The following is a 24,927-nucleotide window of genomic DNA, read 5'->3' on the forward strand; positions in this document are numbered from 1 at the left end:
GGCGGGTTTGTCGATGTGACCGGCGTCACATCGACGAGGACGCCTACTGTGGTTGGTCGCACGGGTTCTCCGGAACTCTGCGCGAGGCCGTCTCCCGTCATCCCGCGCTACCGGTCGAGGTGGTTTCCGGTGGTCTGTTCACCGGGCCACGCCGGGTGCCGATCCGCGAGTTCGTAAGGAGCATCATGCGACCTGATCCAGTGAGCGCCGGGGGACGAGTGCAGGCGGCGACCACTCCGGGCCCGTTGCGGAGCCGATGGGCACGGCGATGGCCTCGACGAGCACCACGCCCAATTACGCCTTTGCGTATGCGAGTACGTGCGGATTCGCGCGCGTTGTGACGCGGGTCACGGAAAGTGGGTCTCGCCATTTGGGACACGCTGGCGCTTCGTCTTGAAATCCACGTCCGAGAGGCCGCCTGGCAGCCATTTCATCTGCACTTAGGGCACGCGGAGGGCACGCCACCCCCGAATTGGCCTAGACAACCAATAAACCCCAGGCCACTGACCTGGGGTTTCAATCTGGAGCGGGTGACGAGAATCGAACTCGCGCTCTCAGCTTGGGAAGCTGATGTTCTACCATTAAACTACACCCGCGTAAGACGCCGACCGGTGAGCGTCGGTGTCTGATCGCCTCGTCACTGTACCTCATCCCAGGCCCCCGGCGCTGAAGCCCGTGGGGTCTGATGTCGTTTCAGGGGCGGGATCCGGCTGCGGGCGGCCGGAGTTGGGGCGTACGGTGGAGGGGTCGGAGAGGGCCCGGGTGGGGTCGGAGTGCCGCCTGGAGAGCCGTCCCGTTCGTCCCGTAATGTGGCCTTCGTCGTCACGGCATCCCAGCCAGACGTGACGCGGCTCTTGGGGAAGGGACTCTAGGACTTGATGGAGCGCACCGTCGTCCGCTGTGCCGATGGGCACGTGTTCAGCACCGCTTCGTTCCCGATGCAGCAGGCCGAGCGGCTCGGCCCCGGGCGGCTCGTCCGGTGTCCTCGCTGTGCGCGGTTGCGCAGCGTGGTGCCTGTGAGCCTGCAGAAGCGGTAGGGGCACAGAGGCAGACAGTCCGGCGCGTGGAGTCGTCCTGATTGTGGCGGCTCCGCGCGCCTTGCGTATCCTCGGGGCGTGCTTCTCTCAGACAAGGACATCCGGGCCGAGATCGATGCCGGGCGGGTACGGATCGATCCCTACGACGCATCCATGGTGCAGCCCTCCAGCATCGACGTACGGCTCGACCGCTACTTCCGGGTGTTCGAGAACCACCGGTACCCGCACATCGACCCCTCCGTCGAGCAGGCGGACCTGACGCGGCTGGTGGAGCCGGAGGGGGACGAGCCGTTCATCCTCCACCCCGGGGAGTTCGTCCTCGCCTCGACCTACGAGGTCATCACGCTTCCCGACGATCTCGCCTCGCGGCTGGAGGGCAAGAGTTCCCTCGGGCGGCTCGGGCTCGTCACGCATTCCACGGCCGGCTTCATCGACCCCGGCTTCTCGGGGCACGTCACCCTGGAGCTGTCCAACCTCGCCACGCTCCCCATCAAGCTCTGGCCGGGCATGAAGATCGGGCAGCTGTGCATGTTCCGGCTCAGCTCGCCGGCCGAGTACTCGTACGGCAGTGAGCGGTACGGCTCCCGGTACCAGGGGCAGCGCGGGCCCACCGCGTCCCGTTCCTTCCTGAACTTCCATCGGACCCAGGTGTGAGCGGCGGCATGAGCGACGTACGGGAGAACCTCACGTACGAGCGGTTCGGGGCCGCGGTGCGTGAGCTGGCGCAGACCATCACCGACGACGGCTACGAGCCCGACATCGTCCTCTCCATCGCCCGCGGCGGCGTCTTCGTCGCCGGTGGCCTCGCCTACGCCCTCGACTGCAAGAACATCCACCTGGTGAACGTCGAGTTCTACACCGGCGTGGGGACGACCCTCGAGATGCCCGTCATGCTCGCGCCCGTCCCCAACGTCATCGACTTCTCCGACAAGAAGATCCTCATCACCGACGACGTCGCCGACACCGGCAAGACGCTCAAGCTGGTGCGGGACTTCTGCCTCGACACCGTCGCCGAGGTCCGCTCCGCCGTCATCTATGAGAAGTCCCACTCCCTCGTGAAATGCGAGTACGTGTGGAAGCGGACCGACGACTGGATCAACTTTCCGTGGAGTGTCGAACCGCCGGTCGTGAAGCGGGCGGGACAGGTTCTCGACGCCTGAGGCGAAGAGAGACAGAGAGACAAGAGACAGAGGAAGAGGGGCTTCCCGCTCAGGGCGGGGAGCCCCTCTTTCCACAGTTGTGGATGTCCGGTCCTCAGAACGTGCCGAGCTTCACGATCGACAGCAGCGCGATGAGCTGGATGGCTGACGCGCCCAGGGCCTTGGGCCAGGGGAGGTCGTGGGAGCGGGTGACCATCACGGTGAGGAGGGCGCCGGCCGCGATCCAGGTGACCCAGCCGAGTACCTGGACGAACGACGCGTCGCCGCCGAGGAACATCGCGACGACCAGGCGCGGGGCGTCCGTGAGGGACATGATCAGCATCGACAGGCCGACCGTGGGCTGCCAGGCGCCGTCGCCGCCGAGCTGGCGGGCCAGCGTGTGGGTGACCACGCCCAGCACGAAAGAGCTCAGCACCATCGCGACGGCCGTCGTCAGGACGATCGGGATCGCGTTGGACAGCGTCGCGTTGATCGCGTCCTCGCGGGCGGTGTCGAAGCCGAAGACCGCGAGCAGACCGTAGAGGAAGGTGACGACGAGGGCGGGGCCCCACATCGTGTAGTCCCGCATCTGCAGGAACGTCTGGCCGGGGGCCGTCACGATGCCCTTCAGCAGGGCCTTCCAGTGCAGCCGCGGACCGATCGGGCCCGACGGCGCGGCGGAGCCGGCGTGATAGGTCTCACCCTGGTTGTACTGCTGGTGGTCGTCGATCGAGAAGGCCTGGGTGTGACCCGGGTTGTTCGCCGCGTACGGGTCGTGCGGGGCACCCGGGGCGCCGGAGCGGCCGTACGGGTCGTCGCCGCCGAAGTACTCCGGCTCATCGCCGCCCTGACCGCCGTAGCCGCCGCCGTGCCCCTGCGCCGACGGCCAGGGGCCACCGCTCGAACCGCCGTACGGCGGCTGCCCGCCGCCCCGGTACTGCGGCGGTCGGGGCTGCTGCGGCGGCGGCGGGTAGCCGTACGACGGCCCCTGGGGCGCCTGCTGCCCGTACGGAGGGTCTTGGGGTCGCGCTTGCGGGGCGCGGCCGTCCCGGCCGCCGCGTCCGATCCTGAATCCAGCCACGCCTCGAACGTACCTGGTCCCGCGAAATGGCGTGCCGGGGCCGACCGTTCGCCCGGGCTTTGCTGCCGAGCTGTGACATCCCTTAAGGGACAGACCCGGAAAGATTCGTGACGACTAAGGGACGGACCCGTAGGGCCACCACCCCCACGACCGGACGGCCGGATACGCCGGCGAGGGCGCCCCCGTCCCGTACGGAACAGGGGCGCCCTCGCGTATCCAGCGGATCCGGCCGATCCGGCGGACCCAGCGGAGCCGGCGGTCGGAAACCGCCGTTCGTCACTTCACCGGCTGCGGCTCCGGCTCGGTCTCCGGCTCGGACTCGCCCGCCGGGGGTTCGTCGTCGGCCGGGGTCTTGACCGACTCCAGCAGCAGCTGGGCGACGTCCACGACCTGGATGGACTCCTTGGCCTTGCCGTCGTTCTTCTTGCCGTTGACCGAGTCGGTCAGCATGACGAGGCAGAAGGGGCAGGCCGTGGAGACGATGTCGGGGTTGACCGACAGGGCCTCGTCGACGCGCTCGTTGTTGATGCGCTTGCCGATCCGCTCCTCCATCCACATCCGTGCGCCGCCGGCGCCGCAGCAGAAGCCGCGCTCCTTGTGGCGGTGCATCTCCTCGTTCCGCAGGCCCGGGACGTTGGCGATGATCTCGCGCGGGGGCGTGTAGATCTTGTTGTGGCGGCCCAGGTAGCAGGGGTCGTGGTAGGTGATGATGCCCTCGACCGGGGTGACCGGGATGAGCTTGCCCTCGTCCACCAGGTGCTGGAGCAGCTGAGTGTGGTGGATGACCTCGTAGTCGCCGCCGAGCTGCGGGTACTCGTTGCCGAGGGTGTTGAGGCAGTGCGGGCAGGTCGCGACGATCTTCTTCGCCGACTTCGGCTTGCGGGACTCCTCCGTCACCTTGCCGTCGTCGTCCATCTCCTCGCCGAAGGCGGCGTTGAGGGACATGACGTTCTCCATGCCGAGCTCCTGGAAGAGGGGCTCGTTGCCGAGGCGGCGGGCGGAGTCACCGGTGCACTTCTCGTCGCCGCCCATGATGGCGAACTTCACGCCGGCGATGTGGAGAAGCTCCGCGAAGGCCTTCGTGGTCTTCTTGGCGCGGTCCTCCAGGGCGCCGGCGCAGCCGACCCAGTACAGGTACTCGACCTCGGAGAGGTCCTCGATGTCCTTGCCGACGATCGGGACCTCGAAGTCGACCTCCTTGGTCCACTCCAGGCGCTGCTTCTTGGCCAGGCCCCAGGGGTTGCCCTTCTTCTCCAGGTTCTTGAGCATCGTGCCCGCCTCGGACGGGAACGACGACTCGATCATGACCTGGTAGCGGCGCATGTCGACGATGTGGTCGACGTGCTCGATGTCGACGGGGCACTGCTCGACGCAGGCGCCGCAGGTGGTGCAGGACCACAGCACGTCCGGGTCGATGACGCCGTTCTCCTCGGCGGTGCCGATCAGCGGGCGCTCGGCCTCCGCGAGAGCCGCCGCCGGGACGTCCTTCAGGGCCTCCTCGGAGGCCTTCTCCTCGCCCTCCATCGTCTTGCCGCCGCCGGCCAGCAGGTACGGGGCCTTGGCGTGCGCGTGGTCGCGCAGGGACATGATCAGCAGCTTCGGGGAGAGCGGCTTGCCCGTGTTCCAGGCGGGGCACTGCGACTGGCAGCGGCCGCACTCGGTGCAGGTGGAGAAGTCCAGCAGGCCCTTCCAGGAGAACTGCTCGACCTGGGAGACGCCGAAGACGTCGTCGTCACCGGGGTCGGTGAAGTCGATCGGCTTGCCGCCGGAGGTCATCGGCTGGAGGCCGCCGAGGGCGGTCTCGCCGGTCGCGTTGCGCTTGAACCAGATGTTCGGGAACGCCAGGAAGCGGTGCCAGGCCACACCCATGTTGGTGTTCAGGCTGACCGTGATCATCCAGATCATGGTCGTGCCCAGCTTGATCATCGCGAACAGGTAGACCAGGTTCTGCAGCGCCGAGACGCTCAGGCCCTTGAAGGCGAGGATCAGCGGGTACGAGGCGAAGTACTCGGCCTCGTAGTGCTCCACGTGGTGCAGCGCGCCCTCGAGGCCGCGCAGGACGTAGATGGCCAGGCCGATGGTGAAGATGACGTACTCGACGAAGTACGCCTGGCCCATCTTGGAGCCGGCGAAGCGGGACTTGCGGCCGGGGCGGGAGGGCAGGTTCAGCAGGCGGATGACCATCAGGGTGACGATGCCGAGCGTGGTCATCGCGGCGATGAACTCGATGTACAGCTCGTACGGCAGGAAGCCGCCGAGGACCGGCAGCGTCCAGTCGGCCTGGAAGAGCTGGCCGTACGCGGTGATGATCGTCGGCGGCAGCGTCAGGAAGCCGATCGCGACGAACCAGTGGGCGACGCCGACGATGCCCCAGCGGTTCATGCGCGTGTGGCCGAGGAATTCCTTCACCAGCGTCACGCTGCGCTGATAGGGGTTGTCGGTCCGGGTTCCCGCCGGGACCGGCTGGCCCAGCTTGAAGTACCGGACGAACTGGCCGATCGCGCGTGCGAGCAGCGCGACGCCGACCACGGTCAGGACCAGCGACACGATGATCGCGGCGAGTTGCATGGGGGCTCCTCGGGCCTGCGAGGTGTTTCGTCGGGGGGCTCCCCGGAGGGTTCCCGCATCCTCGACATTACTAAGCGGTAACTTATGCAGTCCGTCTGAGACTACCCTTATCTTCCGTCGCACTGTAGCCAGACGTGCGGTGATCTGCGTCGCTGAGGGTTGCCTCAGAATCTGACCGTGTTATTCGTACCAAATTGGTACATTCATGACTAATTTATGTCCGTGCTCTACGGGATCGCCGCCGCCACCGCCGCCCTGCTCCTCGCCGCCGTCCTCGCCGCGCTGCTGCGCGTGCCCGCGCTGCGGGTCGGGCTGGTCGACCGGCGGCAGCGGCAGCGGCGGGTGCCGTTGTCGGGAGGCGCGGCCGTCGTCCTCGCCACCTGCCTGGTCGCGGGCACCGGGGACTGGACCGGGATCGCCCCGCTCGGCGACGGGATGGGCGTACTGCTCGCGACGGCCGCCGGGGTCGCCGGGCTCGGGCTGCTCGCGGACGTCTGGCGGCTGAAGACCCGCCTGCCGGCCTTCGGTACGGCGCTCGCGGCGGCCTTCGTCGTGCCGTACGGCGACACCGGCCCGCTCGTGGGGGCGGTGGCCGTCGGCTGGATCGTGCTCGTCGCCCTCGGCTTCCGGGCCCTGGACCATGCCGACGGGGTGGCCGGCACGGTGGGGGTCGTCACCGCCTTCGGGGTGGCGGCCTGCGCGGCGGCCGAGGTCATGGACGGGCTCGCGGTGCTGCTGAGCGTGCTCGCGGCGGCGCTGACCGGGTTCCTCATGCACAACTGGCCCCCCGCGCGCGTGGCGCTCGGCGGCTGCGGTTCGCTGTTCGCCGGTTTCCTGCTCGCGGCGGCGGCCGTCATCGCGTGCGCGGGACAGGACGCGGCGGCCGGCACGGGTGTGCTGTTCGCGTTGACGGCGGTCGCCGCCCTCGACGTCGTCCTGGTCCTGGTGGGGCGGCGGCTGGCCGGGCGTCCGCTGCTGCGCGGCGGCCCGGACCACCTCGCCCACCGGCTGCGGCGGCTCGGCCTCACCCCGCAGGGGGCGGTGGTGCTGGTCGGTGTGGGGGCCTTCGCGGGGGTACTCGTGGGGACTCTGGTGCACGCCGGATGGACGGACGCGCGGGCCGCGCTCTGGGTCGCGGGCGGCGCGCTGGTGCTGCTCCTCGGGCTGCTGCGGGTGCCGACGTACGGGCCACGGCGGCACGGCGATGAGCTGCGGCGACAGGGGGACGGGGCGCGGCGGCACGGCGATGGGCTGCGTCGGCGCGGCGATGGGCCGCGGCGTTCGGGTGGCGAGGCGGCCCGGCGCCTCGATGGGGGATCCCGGCGGTCGGATGCCGAGGTCCGGCGGTCGGGTGATGAGCCCCGGCGGTCGGGTGATGAGCCCCGGCGGTCGGGTGATGCGTCCCGGCGTCAAGGTGTGTCCTCCGTGCGGCCCCCTCGGCGGTCGGTGGAATCACCCTCACGTGCACCCCGCCGTTTAGCGTTATCCCAGGTCAGCGCGGGCTTGCGTGTAAGGAACGGATAAGAGTTGAGTCCCGCTGACTCAGGTCTGTTGACCGGGCGGGGAGGCTCGTGCACACTTGAGTCCGTTCCACTCAAGTCAGCTGGAGGAAGATCACCATGGCACGTGCGGTCGGCATCGACCTGGGCACGACTAACTCCGTCGTCAGCGTTCTGGAGGGCGGCGAGCCCACCGTCATCACCAACGCCGAGGGTGCCCGGACCACGCCGTCCGTCGTCGCCTTCGCCAAGAACGGTGAGGTGCTGGTCGGCGAGGTCGCCAAGCGCCAGGCGGTCACCAACGTGGACCGGACCATCCGCTCGGTGAAGCGCCACATGGGCACCGACTGGAAGATCGAGCTCGACGGGAAGCCCTTCAACCCGCAGCAGATCTCCGCGTTCATCCTGCAGAAGCTGAAGCGGGACGCCGAGGCCTACCTGGGCGAGAAGGTGACCGACGCGGTCATCACCGTCCCGGCGTACTTCAACGACTCCGAGCGCCAGGCGACGAAGGAGGCCGGCGAGATCGCCGGTCTGAACGTCCTTCGTATCGTCAACGAGCCCACCGCGGCCGCGCTCGCCTACGGCCTCGACAAGGACGACCAGACGATCCTCGTCTTCGACCTCGGTGGCGGCACCTTCGACGTGTCCCTCCTGGAGATCGGCGACGGCGTCGTCGAGGTGAAGGCCACCAACGGTGACAACCACCTCGGTGGTGACGACTGGGACCAGCGCGTCGTCGACTACCTGGTCAAGCAGTTCGCCAGCGGCCACGGCGTGGACCTCGGCAAGGACAAGATGGCCCTCCAGCGCCTGCGTGAGGCCGCGGAGAAGGCCAAGATCGAGCTGTCCTCCTCCACGGAGACCTCGATCAACCTGCCGTACATCACCGCGTCCGCCGAGGGCCCGCTGCACCTCGACGAGAAGCTCACCCGCGCCCAGTTCCAGCAGCTGACCGCGGACCTGCTGGAGCGCTGCAAGACGCCGTTCCACAACGTCATCAAGGACGCCGGCATCTCCATCAACGAGATCGACCACGTCGTCCTGGTCGGTGGCTCCACCCGTATGCCGGCCGTCGCCGAGCTCGTGCGCGAGCTGACCGGCGGCAAGGAGGCCAACAAGGGCGTCAACCCGGACGAGGTCGTCGCCATCGGCGCCTCGCTCCAGGCCGGTGTCCTCAAGGGTGAGGTCAAGGACGTCCTGCTCCTCGACGTGACCCCGCTGTCCCTCGGTATCGAGACCAAGGGCGGCATCATGACCAAGCTCATCGAGCGCAACACCACGATCCCGACCAAGCGGTCCGAGATCTTCACCACGGCCGAGGACAACCAGCCGTCCGTGCAGATCCAGGTCTACCAGGGCGAGCGCGAGATCGCGGCGTACAACAAGAAGCTCGGCATGTTCGAGCTGACCGGTCTGCCGCCGGCGCCGCGCGGCGTCCCGCAGATCGAGGTGTCCTTCGACATCGACGCCAACGGCATCATGCACGTGACCGCGAAGGACCTCGGCACGGGCAAGGAGCAGAAGATGACCGTCACCGGCGGCTCCTCGCTGCCGAAGGACGAGGTCGACCGCATGCGCCAGGAGGCCGAGCAGTACGCGGAGGAGGACCACCGCCGCCGCGAGGCCGCCGAGGCCCGCAACCAGGGCGAGCAGCTCGTCTACCAGACCGAGAAGTTCCTCAAGGACAACGAGGACAAGGTCCCGGGCGAGATCAAGACCGAGGTCGAGGCCGCCGTCGCCGAGCTGAAGGAGAAGCTCAAGGGCGAGGACACCGCCGAGATCCGCACCGCCACCGAGAAGGTCGCGGCCGTCTCGCAGAAGCTGGGCCAGGCGATGTACGCCGACGCGCAGGCCGGGCAGGCCGCGGGCGGTCCCGAGGGTGCCACCGCCGGCGGTGCCAAGGCCGCCGACGACGACGTGGTCGACGCCGAGATCGTGGACGACGAGCGCAAGGACGGTGCCGCGTGACGGAGGAGACCCCGGGCTTCGAGGAGAAGCCCGACGTCCCCTCCGGCGCCACCCCCGACGACGCCGAGCCGAAGGCCGACTCCCCCACCGCGGAGGAGTCGGCCCCGGCCGGGGACGCGAACCAGACAGCCGGGCTGGTGGCCCAGCTGGACCAGGTGCGCACCGCGCTCGGCGAGCGCACCGCGGACCTCCAGCGCCTCCAGGCCGAGTACCAGAACTACCGCCGCCGCGTCGAGCGCGACCGGATCGCGGTCAAGGAGATCGCCATCGCGAACCTCCTGACCGAGCTCCTGCCCGTCCTCGACGACATCGGCCGCGCGCGGGAACACGGCGAACTCGTCGGCGGTTTCAAGTCCGTCGCGGAGTCGCTGGAGACCGTCGCCGCCAAGATGGGCCTTCAGCAGTTCGGCAAGGAGGGCGAGCCCTTCGACCCGACGATCCACGAGGCCCTGATGCACAGCTACGCGCCGGACGTCACCGAGACGACGTGCGTGGCGATTCTGCAGCCCGGGTACCGGATCGGCGAGCGCACCATCCGCCCCGCGCGGGTGGCCGTGGCCGAACCCCAGCCCGGCGCCCAGACGGTCAAGGCGGAGGACGCCGAGAAGGGCGACGACAAGGAGAGCGGTGGCCCGGACGAGGGCTGAGCTTGAACCGATGAGAGAGGAGGGACGTCGAGGATGAGCACCAAGGACTTCATCGAGAAGGACTACTACAAGGTCCTCGGCGTCCCCAAGGACGCCACCGAGGCCGAGATCAAGAAGGCGTACCGGAAGCTCGCCCGCGAGTACCACCCGGACGCCAACAAGGGAAACGTCAAGGCCGAGGAGCGCTTCAAGGAGATCTCCGAGGCGAACGACGTCCTCGGCGACCCCAAGAAGCGCAAGGAGTACGACGAGGCACGCGCCCTCTTCGGCAACGGCGGCTTCCGCCCGGGGCCGGGCGCGGGCGGCGGCTCCTTCAACTTCGACCTGGGCGACCTCTTCGGAGGCGGCGCACAGGGCGGCGGGGGAGCCGGCGGCTTCGGCGGCGGACTCGGTGACGTCTTCGGGGGCCTGTTCAACCGCGGCGGCGCGGGCACCACCCGGACCCAGCCACGGCGCGGCCAGGACATCGAGTCCGAGGTCACGCTGAGCTTCACGGAGGCCATCGAGGGCGCGACGGTACCGCTGCGCATGTCCTCGCAGTCCCCGTGCAAGGCCTGCTCCGGCACCGGCGACAAGAACGGCACACCGCGCGTGTGCCCCACCTGCGTGGGCACCGGCCAGGTGGCGCGCGGCTCGGGCGGCGGCTTCTCGCTGACCGACCCCTGCCCGGACTGCAAGGGCCGCGGCCTGATGGCCGAGCACCCCTGCCTGGAGTGCAAGGGCAGCGGCCGGGCCAAGTCGTCGCGCACCATGCAGGTCCGCATCCCGGCGGGCGTCACCGACGGGCAGCGCATCCGGCTGCGCGGCAAGGGAGCGCCCGGCGAGCGCGGCGGCCCGGCCGGCGACCTGTACGTCGTCGTCCATGTCGGCGCCCACCCGGTGTTCGGCCGCAAGGACGACAACCTGACGGTGACGGTGCCGGTGACGTTCTCGGAGGCGGCGCTCGGCGGCGAGATCCGCGTCCCCACCCTCGGCGGCCCGGCGCTCACGCTGAAGCTGCCGCCCGGCACGCCCAACGGCCGCACCATGCGCGCCCGTGGCAAGGGAGCGGTCCGCAAGGACGGCACCCGCGGCGACCTCCTGGTCACCGTCGAGGTGAGTGTTCCGAAGGACCTGTCGGGGAAGGCTCGTGACGCACTGGAGGCGTATCGCGAGGCGACCGCGGGGGAGGATCCGCGGGCGGAGCTGTTCGAGGCCGCGAAGGGAGCTTGAGAGTGATGGACGGTCGTCGACGTAACCCGTATGAACTGACCGAGGAGACCCCGGTCTACGTCATCTCGGTGGCGGCCCAGCTCTCCGGCCTGCACCCGCAGACGCTGCGCCAGTACGACCGTCTGGGCCTGGTCTCGCCGGACCGCACCGCCGGCCGGGGCCGCCGCTACTCGGCCCGCGACATCGAACTGCTGCGCACCGTCCAGCAGTTGTCGCAGGACGAGGGCATCAACCTGGCGGGGATCAAGCGGATCATCGAGCTGGAGAACCAGGTCGCCGCGCTCCAGTCCCGGGTCGCGGAGCTGGAGGCGGCCCTGGACGGCGCGGCTGCCGCCATGCGGCAGCGGGAGGCCGCCGTGCACGCCTCCTACCGGCGTGACCTGGTGCCGTACCAGGAGGTCCAGCAGACCAGCGCGCTGGTGGTGTGGCGCCCCAAACGGCAGCAGACCTCGGACTGACGGCGCGTCACCCGTACGAAACAGCACCGTCGAAGGGGTATCCCTACCCGTGCGAAGGGGCCCGGAGGTTCGACCTCCGGGCCCCTTCGCGTCGTCGTGACCGATCGGTCGGGCCAGTGGCCGCTCGATCAGTCGAGCCAGTAGTCGCTCAGCACGCAGCCGTCGACGAGGGCCGGTTCCGTGCGGTAGCCGGACGGCGGTGAGAAGTCGGGGTCGCAGGTGAGGAAGACCAGTTCGGAGTGGGACAGGGCCCGCACCTGGGTGTCACCGACCGGGACGACGGCGATGTTCTCACCGATGGCGAACTTGTCGCCGCTCGCCTTGGCCATGGTCTGGAACTTCTTCATGTCCGACACGGTCAGCAGGGCTATGGGGTACGTGCGGTCCTTGCACGCCGCGCGCTCCTTGATGCCCCAGGCCGGGTCGGCGGCCTCCTCCTCGCCCCAGGCGGCGTCCATGCTGTCGTGGGAGGCGTCGTAGTCCTCGCCGGTCTGCACCTCCTTGCAGGAGGTGTACAGGTCGACGTAGCGCGCGAGGCTCTCGATGTCGGCCGCCTCGGGGAGAGCGCCGTCGAAACCCTGCTCGGTGACGCCTCCGTTCCCGCCTCCGTCCGCCGTCGTGTCGTCTTCGGTGGCGGTGGGGCGGGCCCAGTCCGGGGTGACGACGGCCTCGCCGGGGGCGTCAGCGGCGTCCGCGTCGTCGTTGTCGCAGGCCGTGACCGCTGTCAACGCGACCAGTGTGACGCCGAGCGTGAGTGCGCGCCTGATGCGCATGGTGTCCCCGTTCTCGCTGTGAAACATGACGGAGGCGACGGTACCCGTGGGCGGGGAAGCCACCGGAGGCGAACCCTCCGGTGGCTTCGGCCCGCTGACCTGGTGTCAGGAGTCGGTGAGCGCAACAGAGCCGTAAGCGGTAGTCCGCAGCTCACGGCGGGGTTACGGGCCCCTGTCCGGGGTCATGGGCAGGCCGCTGCGGCTCGGGCTGCGGGGCGGCCGTGAGCCACGGATTCCGCCGCGTGGGCGACGGCTGCGGCGACAGCTGGGGCGGCTGCCGAGGCGCGGTCGACTGCGGGGCGTGGGCGTGGGTGGGGGTGGCGGCGGGAGCCGGGGCGGGCAGGGCGGGCTGGTGCGTCACGGTCGCCGTCGTGGCCGTCATGGGCGTCGCGGTCGTGGGCGTCGTGGGCGTCGTCGCGGTCGGGGGTGTTTCGACGTCTTCCCGCAGCACGATGTGCGGGTTGCAGTCGGCGGAGCGCACCCGCACCGCGCCGCCCGGCTCCCGCTCCACCACCAGCAGGCTGAACTCGGCGAGGGCCTGGAGCTGGGTGGGCTCCAGGGCGTACTCGTAGACACGCTGCTGTCCGAGGGCCCGGCTGGTGCTGTCGCTGTCGCCGGTGGTGCGGGTCGCGGCCTCGTTCGTGCCGTGCGTGACGCTGTCGGAGGTGCCGGTCGTCTCGCCGTGGCTGCCGCCCGAGCTGGCGGAGCGGCCCGTCGACAGCGGGTTGAAGCCGCCCTGGTAGCTGCGGGAGTCGCCCCAGTTGGTGCCGGTGCTCACCGAAGCGCTGGTCGAGGCCGAGTTGCTGACGGACGTGCCGATCGTCTGCGCGACGGAGGTGTTGACCGTCCTGCCCTCGGTGTCGGTGAGGGAGTGCAGGACGAAGGAGTGGTGCCGGCCGAGGAAGTCGGCGGCGACCGTGGCCTCGCGGTGGTTGCCGAGCCGCATGAACGCCACCGTGCCGCCGCCGATCATCTGCTCGGCCGCGTCCCTCAAGTGCGGGTGGAGCAGGATCAGCTGCGAGCCACGGCGCTCGCAGACCAGGGACAGCTGCTCCAGATGACGGCGCTGGAGGCCCTGCTCGCCGAGCGCGACCACGACCGCCGGCGGGGCCTCCGGGAAGGTCGTCAGCCGCCGCGTCACGCTCTGCACGGCCAGGTCCGCGAGCAGCTCCGTACTCGCCGAACCCGCGCCGAAGTCCAGGGCGATGCAGGTCAGATAGCCCGGACCGCGCCCCGCGCGAGCCGTCCCCAGCCCCTCCAGCGGATGCACGAAGGACATCAGCCGGAACACGCTGTCCCGGGCCTGCTCCTTGTTCCGGTCGTTGAGCAGGTCGTCCGCGATACGTCGGCGCTCGGCCCGGTCCAGCAGCCCGGTCTCGTCGTCCTCGCCCATCAGCACCCGCAGGCCCGCGCCGAGCCGCGCCAGGGTGACGTCCGGGCCGAGCGCGGTGCACACCTGGGTGAGGATGCGGGTGTCCACGGCCCGCTCGACCCGCCGCGCCTCCGGGTGGTCGCCGTGCATCGCCTCGACCAGGATGTGCACCATCTCGTGCGGGCCCAGCCCGTCGACGATGTTGCTCTCCGTCAGCCGGCTGGGCAGCAGCTGCACGTCCACCGGCACGCCCGTGGCCTCCGCGACCACCGACAGCTCCCGGCAGACCAGCGCCTGCGTCAGGTCGAGCACGATCAGCGGCCGCTCCCGCAGCGTCGAGGCGCCGAGGACGGTGAGCAGGCCCTCGCGGCCGCGCGGGCTGCCGCCGAAGACGTCGAGACGCCGGCTGTCCGCGCCGAGCGGCAGCCCGTTCCAGGCGGACGCGGTCCGCACCCACTGCTCCTGCTGCGCCTCGTGGTACTGCCGGCGCCGCTGCCAGGCCTGCCAGGCGGCCTGGAAAGCCTCTTCGTGGGCGGTGTGCCCGGCCGTCATCGCCGTGGTGGCGGAGCGCAGCCGGCGGGCGGTGCGGGACAGACCCGCCGCGGCCAGTACGACCGCCGCGGCGCCGACGGCCGCCAGGCGGGCGTCGACGAGGTAGGCCAGCGCGCCGCTCGCCGCCACGATCCCGCCGCCCGCCCACAGGGCGGTGGTCCGCCGGTCCCGGTGGTCCAGCCGGGCCGCCTCCACCCGGTTGTGCGGGGCGGTGGGCGGGGGCGTCCGGGACGGCTCGGGCTCGGTGAACGGCGTGCGCAGCGACTCGGGATCGCGGTAGGCCCAGCCGAGGCGCTGGCCCGGGTCGAAGAGACGCATGAACCGGCCGAGCGGCCCGGCCCCGGTGGTGTCGACGGTCATGGGTCGGCTTCCTGACGGTCAGGCGATGAAGGTCGCGAGCGCGCGGACACGGCGGGACAGCGGCGGGCGGGCCGCGCAGAGGCGGTCGGCGAGGGAGGGCGGGACGGGGGCAGTCCGGGCCGGGGGGTGAAGCTCTCCCGGCGTGTCCTGCCGGTCCTGTTGGCCCTGTGGTGTCTGTCGGCCCTGCTGGTGCTGTGGTTCCTGTGGGCCGTGGGGGCCCTGAGTGCCCTCGGCGGGTTGCGGGGCCGAGGTCTGCTGTCCCTGTACGGGTGCGGCCGAGGGCTGCGGTGCCGCCTGGGCCGGCTGTCCCTGAGCCTGCCCCTGCCCCTGAGCCTGCCAGTTCTGGAACACGGCGGTCAGGAGAGGACCGTAGCCGAGGCGGCCTGCGAAACGGTCCGCCACCAGTTCGCCCCGGCGGCCGGCCCGGATCACCAGGAACGGGACCGCGTACAGGGCGAGCGCCGACGGGAAGTACGTCACGGCCACGACGCCCAGCGCGGCGGAGATCGCGGTGAGCAGCAGGACGGCCAGGAGGGCGACCCGGGCGGTGAAGACGACGACGAGCGAGACGACCAGCGTCACGATCCCGGTCAGCACACGGGCCGGAAGGGCGTACCAGAAGCCGAGCGACGCGACCCACGGCAGGCCGTGCGCGGACCGCCCCAACGACTGCGCCAGCAGGGCCGGAAGCTGTTCGGCCGGGACCTTCTCCAGCGCCGCGCGCGTCACACCGACGACCGGGAACGGGACGGCGGGGGCGGTGAGTTGGCCGGACTTCGCCACCCACAGTTCGTACCGGGAGCCGTCGACCCCGGCCCGGCCGGTCACCTGGTCGAACGCCGGTCGCAGTACGGCGAGTTCGGGGGCCGTGGCCGGACGCGCGCGTGCGCAGACCCGCGCGAGGAGACGGGCGACGGGCCGTGGGAACACCAGCGCGCCGGAGGCCAGCCAGACACCGACCAGAGCGAGGTCCGCGCCCCGGGGCAGGGCCTGCGAGAGCGCCCCGACGACCAGCAGGCCGGCCAGAACCAGTGGCGCCTGGAGCGGAACGCCGGTCGCGCCGGACAGGTCGAGCGAGGAATGGGGTGGGGTTGCCGGAGTCCGCCCTGAGGTATACAACTCGCCCCCGTGACCGCCGAAGCGGAGAATGTCAGCCTGATCGTCAGCCGACACATGGTGCATGAAACCGCTTCTGGCGTCCACCTGAAGGACACGGAACGCGGCACGGATGCCAGAGTTGGCCTCGCCCGACGTGCGCTCTAGGGTGAGACAGCAAGATCGTCAACGGGGGAGACGTTGTCCGCAGTACGGCTCGCAGGCATGGAGACCTGTCTGTTGCGCGAGGTGCCGCGCACCCGCCCGACCGGCGACCGGCCGCACGGGTACGACGACGAACTGCGCGGCCAGCGTCTCGCCGCCCTGGTCTCCGCGCACCACGCCCCCCACCCGCACGATCCCGCGGGCGGCGCGGTGTGCGTCGGCTGGGCGCGGCACGCGGCAGACCGGCCGCTGGACGTGCTCGTCGGCGGCAGCGCGCTGCTGGGCGGTCCCATGGAAGGGGACGGCGGGACCGTTCTGCTGCGGTTGCCCGCCGGGGCGCGCGGGACCCGGCAGGAGCCCGGGGCCGCGGCCGCCCTGCTCGGCGCCTTCCCCTGCTGGAGCGCGGTGGCGGTGGTGACGGACGGTCTGCTCCTCGATGACGGGGCGGGCCCGGTCTCCGGCACCGCCGGCGGGCAGCGGCCCACCCTGGAGGACTGTCTGCTCGGTGTGTGGCAGGAACCTTTCGCGTGGCTGGTGTACGCCGAACCGGTCCCGGCCGCGGACCTCGACGAGCTGACCGGGCAGGTCTCCGACGACCGCCGCCGTGCCCAGTCCAAGGCCGAGGGCTCGCCCGATCACGCCCTCGCCGCCGCCCGGCTGGAGCGTCGGCACAAGGAGCTGGCGAGGGCGTCGGCCACCGGCCTGTGGCGGATACGGCTGCTGGCGGGTGGCCGTACGCCCGAGGAGGCGACCCGGGTGGCGGCGCTGCTGTGCGCGTCGGCCGACCTGGAGGGGCTTCCGTACGCGCTCAAGCCGACCGGGCGGGTCGGGGACCTGGCGACGGCGCTCGGCGGGGTGCTGCCACCGCCCGAGGAGTACCCCGTGCACGGCGGCTCGGACCTGCTGGCCGCGCTGGCCCGGCCGCCGGCGCAGGAGATCCCCGGGGTGCGGTTCGCGCTGCGGCCCGAGTTCGACGTGTCCCCGGAGACCGCGGGCGGGCCGTCGCCCGCCGACGCCGGCCCGGTGCGGCTCGGGTCCGTCCTCGACCGCAACCGCAGCCCGGTGGGCGACCTGGAACTGACCCGCTCCACCCTCAACCGGCACACCTTCGTGTGCGGGGCGACCGGCGGCGGCAAGTCGCAGACGGTGCGCGGGCTGCTGGAGTCGGCCACGCACGCCGGCATTCCGTGGCTGGTGGTGGAGCCGGCGAAGGCGGAGTACCGGTTCATGTCGGCGCGGCTCGGTGACGCCGGCGAGGTCGTGGTGATCAAACCGGGCGACCCGGACGCCCTTCCGGCCGGGCTGAACCCGCTGGAGCCGTCGGTGTACGCGGGCGGCGAGCGCTACCCGCTCCAGACGCATCTGGACATGGTCCGGGCGCTGTTCCTCGCCGCGTTCGATCCGCAGGAGCCGTTCCCGCAGGTGCTGAGCGCGGCGCTGACCCGCTGCTACGAGGACCTCGGCTGGGACCTCACCCTCGGCGAACCGGCCGTGCCCGGCACGCAGCCGCGCTACCCGACCCTGGAGGACCTGGAGCACACCGCGCTGGCGGTGGTGTCGGACATCGGCTACGGCAAGGAGGTCGCGGACAACGTCCAGGGTTTCATCAAGATCCGCCTGGCCAGTCTGCGGCTCGGCACGACCGGGCGCTTCCTGGAGGGCGGCCGGCCGCTGGACTTCGCGGAACTGCTGCGCCGCAACGTCGTCTTCGAGATCGAGGACGTCGGGGACGACAAGGACAAGGCGTTCCTGATGGGCACGATCCTCATCCGGCTCGTCGAGTACCTGCGCATGGAGCAGCGGGTCACGCGTCGCCTGTCCTTCCCGCTGCGTCACCTGAGCGTCTTCGAGGAGGCGCACCGGTTGCTGCGCCGCGCGGAGGAGGGCGGCGCGAGCGCCCACGCGGTGGAGATGTTCGCGGGGCTGCTGGCGGAGATCCGGGCGTACGGGGAGGGGCTGGTCATCGCGGACCAGATCCCCAGCAAGCTGCTGCCGGACGTCATCAAGAACACGGCCGCCAAGGTCGTCCACCGGCTGCCCGCGCAGGACGATCGGGAGGCGGTCGGCGCGACGATGAACATCACGGCGGCGCAGTCCGAGTACCTGGTCACCCTGAAGCCCGGTGAGGCGGCGGTGTTCACGGACGGCATGGACTATCCGCTGCTGGTGCGGATGCGGGACGGCAGCCACCGGGAGGACGCGGCCGCGATCCGTCCGGCGTCGCCGGCGGCGATGACCGACCCGCGCAGCCGGGCGTGCGGGCCGCACTGCGCGACGGCGCCGTGCACCTTGCGCGACCTGCGCCGGTCCCAACGCCTCACGGCTGAGGCGAAGGATGCGGAACCGGATCTCCAGCTGGCCCTCTGGGCGGAGATGTCCGTGGCCGCCCACCTGCTTGGCTGGACGACGCCCCGCCCCGGCGAGGCGATGCGCCGCGCCCTCGCCCGGCAGGCGGCGGACGACCGCCGCCTCCTCGACTGCGCGATCAGCCAGGCCGTCGACCGCGCCGTCCACAGCCGCGCCGGCGCCGCGCCGTCACCCGGCGACCTCGCCGAACACGTCGCCACGGTGATGCGCGCCCAGGTCGACGGCCGCGACCCCTGCCGCATCGGCGAACCCCGCTTCCGCGCGCGCAAGGGGACACGGACCCGCGACTACTACCACGGACGCGCCACACCGTCCGTCCTGGAAAAGATCGTCGGCGCCGCCGACCCGTCGGAGGAGTGGACCGCCCGCTTCACCCGCGCACTGAGCTGCTTCGACCGGACGATCAAGAAGCCGAGAAGGCCTGAAATCGCGACGGGGGGCAATACATGAGCGGCCTGGGAGAAACCGCACACCTGACGGAGACGGACACCTCGGCGTCCCGCCTCGGACCGTCAGACCTCTGGGCACCGGCGGAGACGGGCGAGCCGGAGGAACCTCTGTCCCCGGACACGCCGACCGGCTTCGAGCCGACCGACCCGACAGAGCCGGAGCCACCGCAAGAGCCCATGGAACCGGGAGGGCTGGAGGAGCCGGACGAACCGGGAGGACCGGAGGAGCCGGAGGAGCCGGAGGCACAGGCAGTACCACTGGAGCCCGAGACACCCGCTGAGCCCGAAGAGGCTGCGGAACCGGAGAGACCGGAGACGCCGGAGCAGTCGGCCGAGGTCGACTGGTCGGAGGTGACGGTCTCGGACGAGGACTCGGGCATCAGCGAACCGGAGGAGCCCGTCGAGCCCGATTCGTGGCCTTACGGCGATGAACATGAGGAGGAAGCGGAGGCGCAGGCCGAACCCGCCCCGGCGGACGGCTCATCCGAGCCCGCTGCGCCCGACGCGGAACCTGCGGCGCGGGTAGGTGAATCGGCCGAGGAGCCCGCGCAGGACGACCAGGTCGACAGCCAGGACGATCCGGTGGCGACAGACGCTCCGGAGAAGATCGAGGCAGTGATCGACCGGCCGAGCATCGATCACATGTACGATCGCCCGTTCTATGAGCCCGTGCAGTACGGCGATCCGATCAACTTCGGTGACAAGCCGACCCCCCTCTTCGACGGCCCACCCGTACGAGAGCAGACACAGCAGGGTGCGCTGTACGACTGCACCGTGATCGCGACCCTCGGTGCTGTGGCCGGGCATCGCCCAGAGGTCATCTCCAACAGCATCCGGGAGAACGGCGACGGAACATACACCGTCTCCCTGCACGAAACCGTCCGCGGAGACGACGGCGTCGCACGCCCGACCGGACGCCAGATCGAGCTGAGCCTGACTCCGGACCTACCCGCGCCCACAGCCAGGCCCGGGGAGTCCGCGCTCGCGGCGACGCAAGGTACCGCCTGGTGCGCTCTGTTGGAGAAGGCGGTCGCCGGCGTCGACCAGACCTGGGGCGACGACCGGCGAGGACAGTGGGAGGACCGGTGGGCTATCGAGAAGGGAGCGGCGGGTTTCCCCGAGGGGCCGATCCCCGAAGGGTATGAGCGGCTCAATCGCGGAGCATGGCCCTTGGACCAATCGGAGTTGCTCACCCAGCTGACGGGTGAGGAAAGCGCCTTGTACGTCTTCCCTACCGGGGACGATGCGCAGGATCGGGTGAAGCACCATATCGAGCACCAGCTCGCCGAGGGAAAGCCGGTCCTTGTGGGAACCAGGGCCCTGGATGCCGAGGCCGGAGAATTCGAGCTACCGAAGAAGCTGTACGGCGCACACGCGTACGAGGTGGTGGCTGTGGACGGCGACATGCTTCACCTGCGCAACCCGTGGAACGAGCAGCACCCGGACGAGTTGACAATGGATGAGTTTTTCCATGCCTGTCAGAACGACAAGCAGCGCGGTGGATACACAACTCTTCTCTAGAGAGGGCAGATCAGTGACAGCGGATGAACTGACCATCCCGAACGGCATCCTCGTCCGTACCGAAAAGGGAAACATCGGCGGTATGGGATGTGCTCCCGCGACCGCGGATCGGCCAGCTGTGGTGAAGCTCGGGTTCAGCGGCGGAAGCGGGGAGGAGCGGCAGGAGGTGCTGAACGAAGGGGGCACCTTCGAGTTCGGCGGGGAGACCTGGACCGTGGCGCAGATCAACTTCGCCAGCGGGACCTCCTGGAACGTGGTCCTGCGACGCCTTCCCTGAACACCGCAGAAGCCGGGCCGGAGAGAGGCAGATCGATGGCGGCAGACGAGTCGATCGTTCTGAGCAACCGCGTCACCACAGCGCGGTTCGGGTAAGCCGGCCGCTCCCGCGAAGCCCAAGGGGGGATCAGTATGAGCGAGTTGTACGGGACCGAGAAGGGGGCCGAGGCGGGTCCCGAGGTGGGTGACCAGGGGAAGGACCAGGTGTCGTGGGACTTCTCGGAGGACACCGCGGCCCCCGAGGAGCCGTTGGAGCCGGCAGAGGTCGACGCCTGGGCCGACCAGGACTGGGCGTCCGGCGAGGCCGAGCCGTTGGAGCCGTTGGAACCCATGCAGGCGGGTGACCTGGTCGAGTGGGGGGAGTTCCAGGACGACACCCCTGAGGCGCCGGAGGCGCCCGACGAGGCGGACGCGCCCGAGACGATCCACGAGGTGGTCGACCGGCCCGCGGTGGAGCATCTGTACGACGCCCCGATCTCACCGGCCCGGTACGCCGACCTGATCAACGCCGGTGATCAGCCGATTCCCCTTTTCGACGGCCCGCCCAGCCGTGACCAGACCGAACAGGGAGAGCTGAGCGACTGCGGCGTGATCGCCACGCTCGGCTCGGTGGCCGGCCACCGCCCGGAGGCGATCTCCGACGCCATCCAGCAGAACGAGGACGGGACGTACACGGTCCGCCTGCACGAGGCGAGGACCGACAGCGACGGCTTCACCCGCCCGACCGGTCGCCAGTTGGAGCTCACCGTGACTCCGGACCTTCTCGAGTACGAGGACGCCCCCGGGGAGCCGGTGCTCGCCCGCATGGAGGGGAGTGCCTGGTGTGCTCTGATGGAGAAGGCCATGGCGGGCGTCGACCAGACCTGGGATGCCGAGCGGCGTGCCGAGTGGGAGCAGGAGTGGAGCGAGGAGCGTGTGTACGAGGGGCTGGGGGAGGGGCCGACACCCGAGGGGTACGAACGCCTCAACCGGGGGTCGACCTCGATCCAGCGGGCGGAGATGCTCACCCAGCTGACCGGCGAGGAAAGTGTGGTCTACGACTTCCCTAAGGGGCCGGACGCCTATGACCAGCTGCTGGACCACTTCGCCGTGCAGCTTTCGGAGGGCAAGCCCGTCCTGACGGGAAGCCGCGGCCTGGAGGACGACGACGACAAGCTGCCCGGGGGCGTCGTCGAAGGGCACGTGTACGAGGTCGTCGGAGTCCAGGACGGCAAAGTGCACCTGCGCAACCCGTGGAACGAGGACGACCCTGAGCCGCTGGCCGAGAAGGACTTCATGGACGCGTTCCAGCCCCGCGGCTCTCGAGGCGATTACACCACCCTGTTCTAGAGAGGATGAAGGCGTATGGCATTCGAGGAAGTAAGGGTGAACCGCGGGGTGGTCGCCCGGGCCAGGAACGGCAGGATCGGTGGCAAGGGCAGTACCAAGGCCACCGCGGATCGCCCTGCCCGCGTGCAGTTGGCCCTCATCCCGAAGGATGGCGACACACGGGAGGTCGTGCTCGGCGAAGGGGACACCTTCGAGCTGGGTGGTGACACCTACCAGGTCGCGGAGATCAAGCACCACAGCACCTGGACCGTCACCTTGCGTCTGGTGCAGTGACGGCGGAGGAAGGCGAAGCGGCTTGGTACCCGAACGAGTGCAGGTGAACCACGGCACGGTCACCACGACAAGGGCCGGCAGGATCGGTGGCATGAGCAGTGTTCCGGCGACCGCGGAACGTCCCGCGCTGGTGAAGCTCGCCCTCATGCCCACGGACGGCGAGGAGCGGACGCAGATGCTGAGCGAAGGGGAGACCTTCGACATCGGCGGTGACGTCTACCAGGTGGAAGAGATCAAGCACCACCGCTCCTGGACCGTCACCCTCCGTCTGATCCCGTAGCCAAGGGGCCCGGCACATGCCGCGCCCGCGCCGAGTCGGTCATCACTCGTTCGGCGCGGGCGCGGGCGCGGTGTGGGTCAGAGCCAGGAGGCCCAGATTCCGTTCGCTTGCTCGCGGACGACCTGTTCCCGGCCCGTGCCGTCGATGTACACGGCGCGGTAGTAGTACAGGCCGAAATGGTCCGCGGCGACGGTGGTGTCCATGTACGACTCGGGGGCGTCGACCTTGCCCGTGGCGAGGGTGGTCCACGTCGAGGTCGCCGGGTCCCAGCGCTCGTAGCGGTAGTCGGTGTGGTCACCGCACGGCATGTCGTAGATGGTCTGGCCGCAACGGACGGAGATCTCGGGGTAGTCGTCGACCGTCACCGCCGTGCTCGTCCAGCCCGGCGGGCGGGTGTCGGGGAGGGTGACCGAGATGTCCGCCGTGTGGAAGAAGTCGATCGGCTGGTCCGAGAACTGGGCGTCCGTCGCCGCCACGCGGTAGACGTGCTCGCCGCCGTCCGGCACCGTCGGGCAGAGGATCTCCGTCGGGCCCAGCGAGTCACCGGTCACGCAGTTCTTCGTCCAGACCCGCTCGCCGGTCTCCGGGTCGGTCGTGCCCTGCCACACGTAGTAGCCCTGCACGTCGTCGTCGGCCGGCGGGTTCCAGGTGAGCCGGACGCCCATCGGGATCACCTCGGCCTTGAGGTCGGTGACCGGCGCCGGGCGCACGGTGTCCCGGGTGGTCGCGGTGACCGGCGCGCTGGGCTGCGAGCGGTGGCCGTACCGGTCGATCGTCACGACCCGGTACTCGTACGTCGTCTCCGAGGCACCGGAGTTGTCCAGGCAGGTCGCGTAGACGATCGTGTCGCCGTGGACGGCGTAGGAGGGGTCGAGGTCGTCCCGGGCCGGGATGGTATGGGTGGAGGGCGGCGCGAGCGGGCCCTCCCCGCTGAGCGGCGAGCACTCGCGCACGGTCGTGCTCTCACCCGTCGCCGGGTCCGTACGGACGATCTCGTAGGCGGGCGGGTGGCCGTCGTCGACGGTCCAGGGGTCGGTGCTGCGCCAGTGCAGCACGATGCCCCAGGACCAGTGGCCCGCGGCGAGCTGGTACGGCGCGGTCGCCTCGGGCCGCTCCGCCATCCGCAGGGTGATCTCGGCCGGCGCGGAGGCGTTGCCGAGGGCGTCCACCGCGCGGACCGCGTACCGGTACTGGTCGGTGACGGCGGCCTGCTGGAGCGGTACCACGTCCATGGTGGCCGTGCTCTTCGTGCCGTTGGGCAGCGCCGGCAGCCAGCCGCCGGTGGCCGGGTCGTGCTGGAGCACCTCGTAGGAGACCGCGTCCTTCACCGCCGTCCACACCAGGTGCGGTACGCCGCCGCTGTAGGTGACGCGCGCGTCGGAGGGGACGGCGGGCGGGATGCCGTCGGTGAGCTTCAGGGTGGTGGCGGCGGAGTACGCCGACCAGTTGCCGGCCGCGTCGCGGGCCCGTCCCCGGTACGTCGCCTTCGTCCCGTCGGCGGGCTGCCCGGGGTCGCAGAACTCGCCCCTCGTGCCCGTGTGCACGGTGGTCCAGGCGCCCGTCGCCGGGTTCTGCCGCTGGGCCTCGTAGAGGGCGATGTCGGCCGCGTTCGCGGCGGTCGTGACGAGTTCCGGTCCGGCGACCGTGGGGTCGGTGCCGCACGAGTCCATCTCGACGAACGGCGCCGCGGGCGGCGTCCGGTCGACGGTGACGACGGACACGTCGGCGCTGCCGGCCGACTCGTTGCCCGCCTTGTCCCGGGCGCGCACCTCGTAGAGGAACGACTGCCCGGTCGCGGGCGGGGCGTCGGTGGCGGAGGTCGACGTCGTGGTCAGCAGCCTCGTCCACGTCGACGTGCCGGCGGCGCGGCGGTAGAGACGGTAGTCCGCGAGGTCCATCTCCTTGTTCCTCGCCCAGGCGATCCGCGCCCTGCGGGTGGTCCGGTCGTAGGTGGCCGTCACACCGGTCGGTGCGAGGGGTTTGACCTTGTCGACGGTGGCCGAGGTGCGGGGCGCGTAGGTGAACTTGACGTTCGCGGTGCCCGTCCAGTTGACGTAGTCGATCCGCAGGGTGTGCTTGCCGGAGGGGATGGTGACGTTGACCGTCTTGGTGACGGTGGAGGAGACGTTTCGCCAGAGGTCGATCTTGCGGACGCCGTCCACGTGGACCCGTACGCCGTCCTGCGCGGAGGCCGTGAAGGAGAACGGTCCGCCGGAGCCGAAGTCGCGGGTCACCGTCCAGCGCACGCCGAAGTTGTCGGACGGCACGCCGGCCGCCGGGGCGCCCGTGCCCCAGTTCTCGCTGATCGCCGAGTCACAGGCGGTCTGCTTCGGCAGGCCGGAGAAGGCGGTGTTCGCGAAGATCTGCCGGTGGAAGACCGGCGAGACGCAGCTCGTCGCCGCCGAGGCGGCGGGCGCGGCGGTGGTGAGAGTGGTGAGCAGTCCGGCGGTCGTGGTGAGCACGACCGCCGTCGCCCGTCCTGCCTGGTGCATGGATTCCTTCG

Annotated in this window: 20 protein-coding genes, 1 tRNA gene and 1 pseudogene; 15 read left to right on the plus strand and 7 right to left on the minus strand. The window is 70.5% G+C overall.

Annotated elements, in window-relative coordinates; genetic code table 11:
* Window positions 1–29: 29 nt before the first annotated feature.
* Window positions 30–173, plus strand: a pseudogene (locus ALMP_RS28575) (DsbA family protein); the annotation flags it as partial.
* Window positions 174–522: 349 nt separating this feature from the next.
* On the opposite strand, the gene ALMP_RS28580 reads toward ALMP_RS28575, so the two are convergent.
* Window positions 523–596, minus strand: a tRNA-Gly gene (locus ALMP_RS28580).
* Window positions 597–1,115: 519 nt separating this feature from the next.
* Here ALMP_RS28580 and dcd point away from each other — a divergent pair.
* Complete coding sequence (gene dcd / locus ALMP_RS28585; protein ID WP_264933443.1) at window positions 1,116–1,691, plus strand: dCTP deaminase; 576 nt, start codon at window positions 1,116–1,118, stop codon at window positions 1,689–1,691.
* A gap of 8 nt (window positions 1,692–1,699) precedes the next feature.
* On the plus strand, window positions 1,700–2,197 hold the full coding sequence (locus tag ALMP_RS28590; protein WP_264933445.1) for a phosphoribosyltransferase: 498 nt from the start codon (window positions 1,700–1,702) through the stop codon (window positions 2,195–2,197).
* A 94-nt stretch (window positions 2,198–2,291) separates the two neighbouring features.
* Here ALMP_RS28590 and ALMP_RS28595 read toward each other — a convergent pair whose 3' ends face one another.
* A complete protein-coding gene (locus ALMP_RS28595) occupies window positions 2,292–3,257 on the minus strand; it encodes a Yip1 family protein (protein WP_264933447.1) in 966 nt (321 codons plus the stop codon).
* Between the two features lie 276 nt (window positions 3,258–3,533).
* Window positions 3,534–5,825: a (Fe-S)-binding protein gene (locus tag ALMP_RS28600; RefSeq protein ID WP_264933448.1), complete on the minus strand. Its 2,292-nt coding sequence runs from the start codon at window positions 5,823–5,825 to the stop codon at window positions 3,534–3,536.
* Between the two features lie 216 nt (window positions 5,826–6,041).
* Between ALMP_RS28600 and ALMP_RS28605 the strand changes: the two genes are divergently transcribed.
* The 5 genes from ALMP_RS28605 to ALMP_RS28625 all read left to right on the plus strand — a co-directional run bounded on the left by ALMP_RS28605 (window position 6,042) and on the right by ALMP_RS28625 (window position 11,612).
* Window positions 6,042–7,349 carry an MraY family glycosyltransferase gene (locus ALMP_RS28605; RefSeq protein WP_264933449.1) on the plus strand — a complete coding sequence of 436 codons (1,308 nt, stop codon included), beginning with the start codon at window positions 6,042–6,044 and terminating at the stop codon, window positions 7,347–7,349.
* A 95-nt stretch (window positions 7,350–7,444) separates the two neighbouring features.
* Window positions 7,445–9,295: a molecular chaperone DnaK gene (gene dnaK, locus ALMP_RS28610; protein ID WP_264933451.1), complete on the plus strand. Its 1,851-nt coding sequence runs from the start codon at window positions 7,445–7,447 to the stop codon at window positions 9,293–9,295.
* Window positions 9,292–9,942 carry a nucleotide exchange factor GrpE gene (gene grpE / locus ALMP_RS28615; protein WP_264933454.1) on the plus strand — a complete coding sequence of 217 codons (651 nt, stop codon included), beginning with the start codon at window positions 9,292–9,294 and terminating at the stop codon, window positions 9,940–9,942. Before dnaK ends, grpE begins: the two co-directional genes overlap by 4 nt.
* A gap of 33 nt (window positions 9,943–9,975) precedes the next feature.
* On the plus strand, window positions 9,976–11,154 hold the full coding sequence (gene dnaJ, locus ALMP_RS28620) for a molecular chaperone DnaJ (protein WP_264933455.1): 1,179 nt from the start codon (window positions 9,976–9,978) through the stop codon (window positions 11,152–11,154).
* Window positions 11,155–11,159: 5 nt separating this feature from the next.
* The gene (locus ALMP_RS28625) at window positions 11,160–11,612 is read left to right on the plus strand and encodes a heat shock protein transcriptional repressor HspR (RefSeq protein ID WP_264933456.1); all 453 of its coding nucleotides are present in this window, start codon (window positions 11,160–11,162) and stop codon (window positions 11,610–11,612) included.
* Window positions 11,613–11,740: 128 nt separating this feature from the next.
* Here ALMP_RS28625 and ALMP_RS28630 read toward each other — a convergent pair whose 3' ends face one another.
* The 3 genes from ALMP_RS28630 to ALMP_RS28640 all read right to left on the minus strand — a co-directional run bounded on the left by ALMP_RS28630 (window position 11,741) and on the right by ALMP_RS28640 (window position 15,788).
* Window positions 11,741–12,412 carry a hypothetical protein gene (locus ALMP_RS28630; RefSeq protein WP_264933458.1) on the minus strand — a complete coding sequence of 224 codons (672 nt, stop codon included), beginning with the start codon at window positions 12,410–12,412 and terminating at the stop codon, window positions 11,741–11,743.
* A 124-nt stretch (window positions 12,413–12,536) separates the two neighbouring features.
* Window positions 12,537–14,669, minus strand: a complete 2,133-nt coding sequence (locus ALMP_RS28635) for a hypothetical protein (protein WP_264933460.1) — start codon at window positions 14,667–14,669, stop codon at window positions 12,537–12,539.
* A gap of 18 nt (window positions 14,670–14,687) precedes the next feature.
* Window positions 14,688–15,788 carry a peptidase gene (locus tag ALMP_RS28640; RefSeq protein WP_264933462.1) on the minus strand — a complete coding sequence of 367 codons (1,101 nt, stop codon included), beginning with the start codon at window positions 15,786–15,788 and terminating at the stop codon, window positions 14,688–14,690.
* A 9-nt stretch (window positions 15,789–15,797) separates the two neighbouring features.
* On the opposite strand from ALMP_RS28640, the gene ALMP_RS28645 reads away from it, so the two are divergent.
* From ALMP_RS28645 to ALMP_RS28675, 7 genes are all read left to right on the plus strand, one after another.
* Window positions 15,798–15,932 carry a hypothetical protein gene (locus ALMP_RS28645; RefSeq protein WP_264933464.1) on the plus strand — a complete coding sequence of 45 codons (135 nt, stop codon included), beginning with the start codon at window positions 15,798–15,800 and terminating at the stop codon, window positions 15,930–15,932.
* A gap of 57 nt (window positions 15,933–15,989) precedes the next feature.
* The gene (locus ALMP_RS28650; protein ID WP_264933466.1) at window positions 15,990–18,746 is read left to right on the plus strand and encodes an ATP-binding protein; all 2,757 of its coding nucleotides are present in this window, start codon (window positions 15,990–15,992) and stop codon (window positions 18,744–18,746) included.
* The gene (locus ALMP_RS28655; RefSeq protein WP_264933467.1) at window positions 18,743–20,266 is read left to right on the plus strand and encodes a hypothetical protein; all 1,524 of its coding nucleotides are present in this window, start codon (window positions 18,743–18,745) and stop codon (window positions 20,264–20,266) included. Before ALMP_RS28650 ends, ALMP_RS28655 begins: the two co-directional genes overlap by 4 nt.
* Window positions 20,217–20,543: a DUF6406 domain-containing protein gene (locus tag ALMP_RS28660; protein WP_264933469.1), complete on the plus strand. Its 327-nt coding sequence runs from the start codon at window positions 20,217–20,219 to the stop codon at window positions 20,541–20,543. Before ALMP_RS28655 ends, ALMP_RS28660 begins: the two co-directional genes overlap by 50 nt.
* Before the next feature lie 131 nt (window positions 20,544–20,674).
* Window positions 20,675–21,871, plus strand: coding sequence for a hypothetical protein (locus ALMP_RS28665; RefSeq protein ID WP_264933471.1), 1,197 nt, complete (start codon window positions 20,675–20,677; stop codon window positions 21,869–21,871).
* Between the two features lie 15 nt (window positions 21,872–21,886).
* Window positions 21,887–22,144 carry a DUF6406 domain-containing protein gene (locus ALMP_RS28670; protein WP_264933473.1) on the plus strand — a complete coding sequence of 86 codons (258 nt, stop codon included), beginning with the start codon at window positions 21,887–21,889 and terminating at the stop codon, window positions 22,142–22,144.
* A 37-nt stretch (window positions 22,145–22,181) separates the two neighbouring features.
* Window positions 22,182–22,424, plus strand: a complete 243-nt coding sequence (locus ALMP_RS28675; protein ID WP_264933502.1) for a DUF6406 domain-containing protein — start codon at window positions 22,182–22,184, stop codon at window positions 22,422–22,424.
* A 77-nt stretch (window positions 22,425–22,501) separates the two neighbouring features.
* Here ALMP_RS28675 and ALMP_RS28680 read toward each other — a convergent pair whose 3' ends face one another.
* Window positions 22,502–24,916 carry a fibronectin type III domain-containing protein gene (locus ALMP_RS28680; protein WP_264933475.1) on the minus strand — a complete coding sequence of 805 codons (2,415 nt, stop codon included), beginning with the start codon at window positions 24,914–24,916 and terminating at the stop codon, window positions 22,502–22,504.
* Window positions 24,917–24,927: the final 11 nt, after the last annotated feature.

The organism is Streptomyces sp. A012304 (genome assembly GCF_026008495.1).
Lineage (GTDB): Bacteria > Actinomycetota > Actinomycetes > Streptomycetales > Streptomycetaceae > Streptomyces.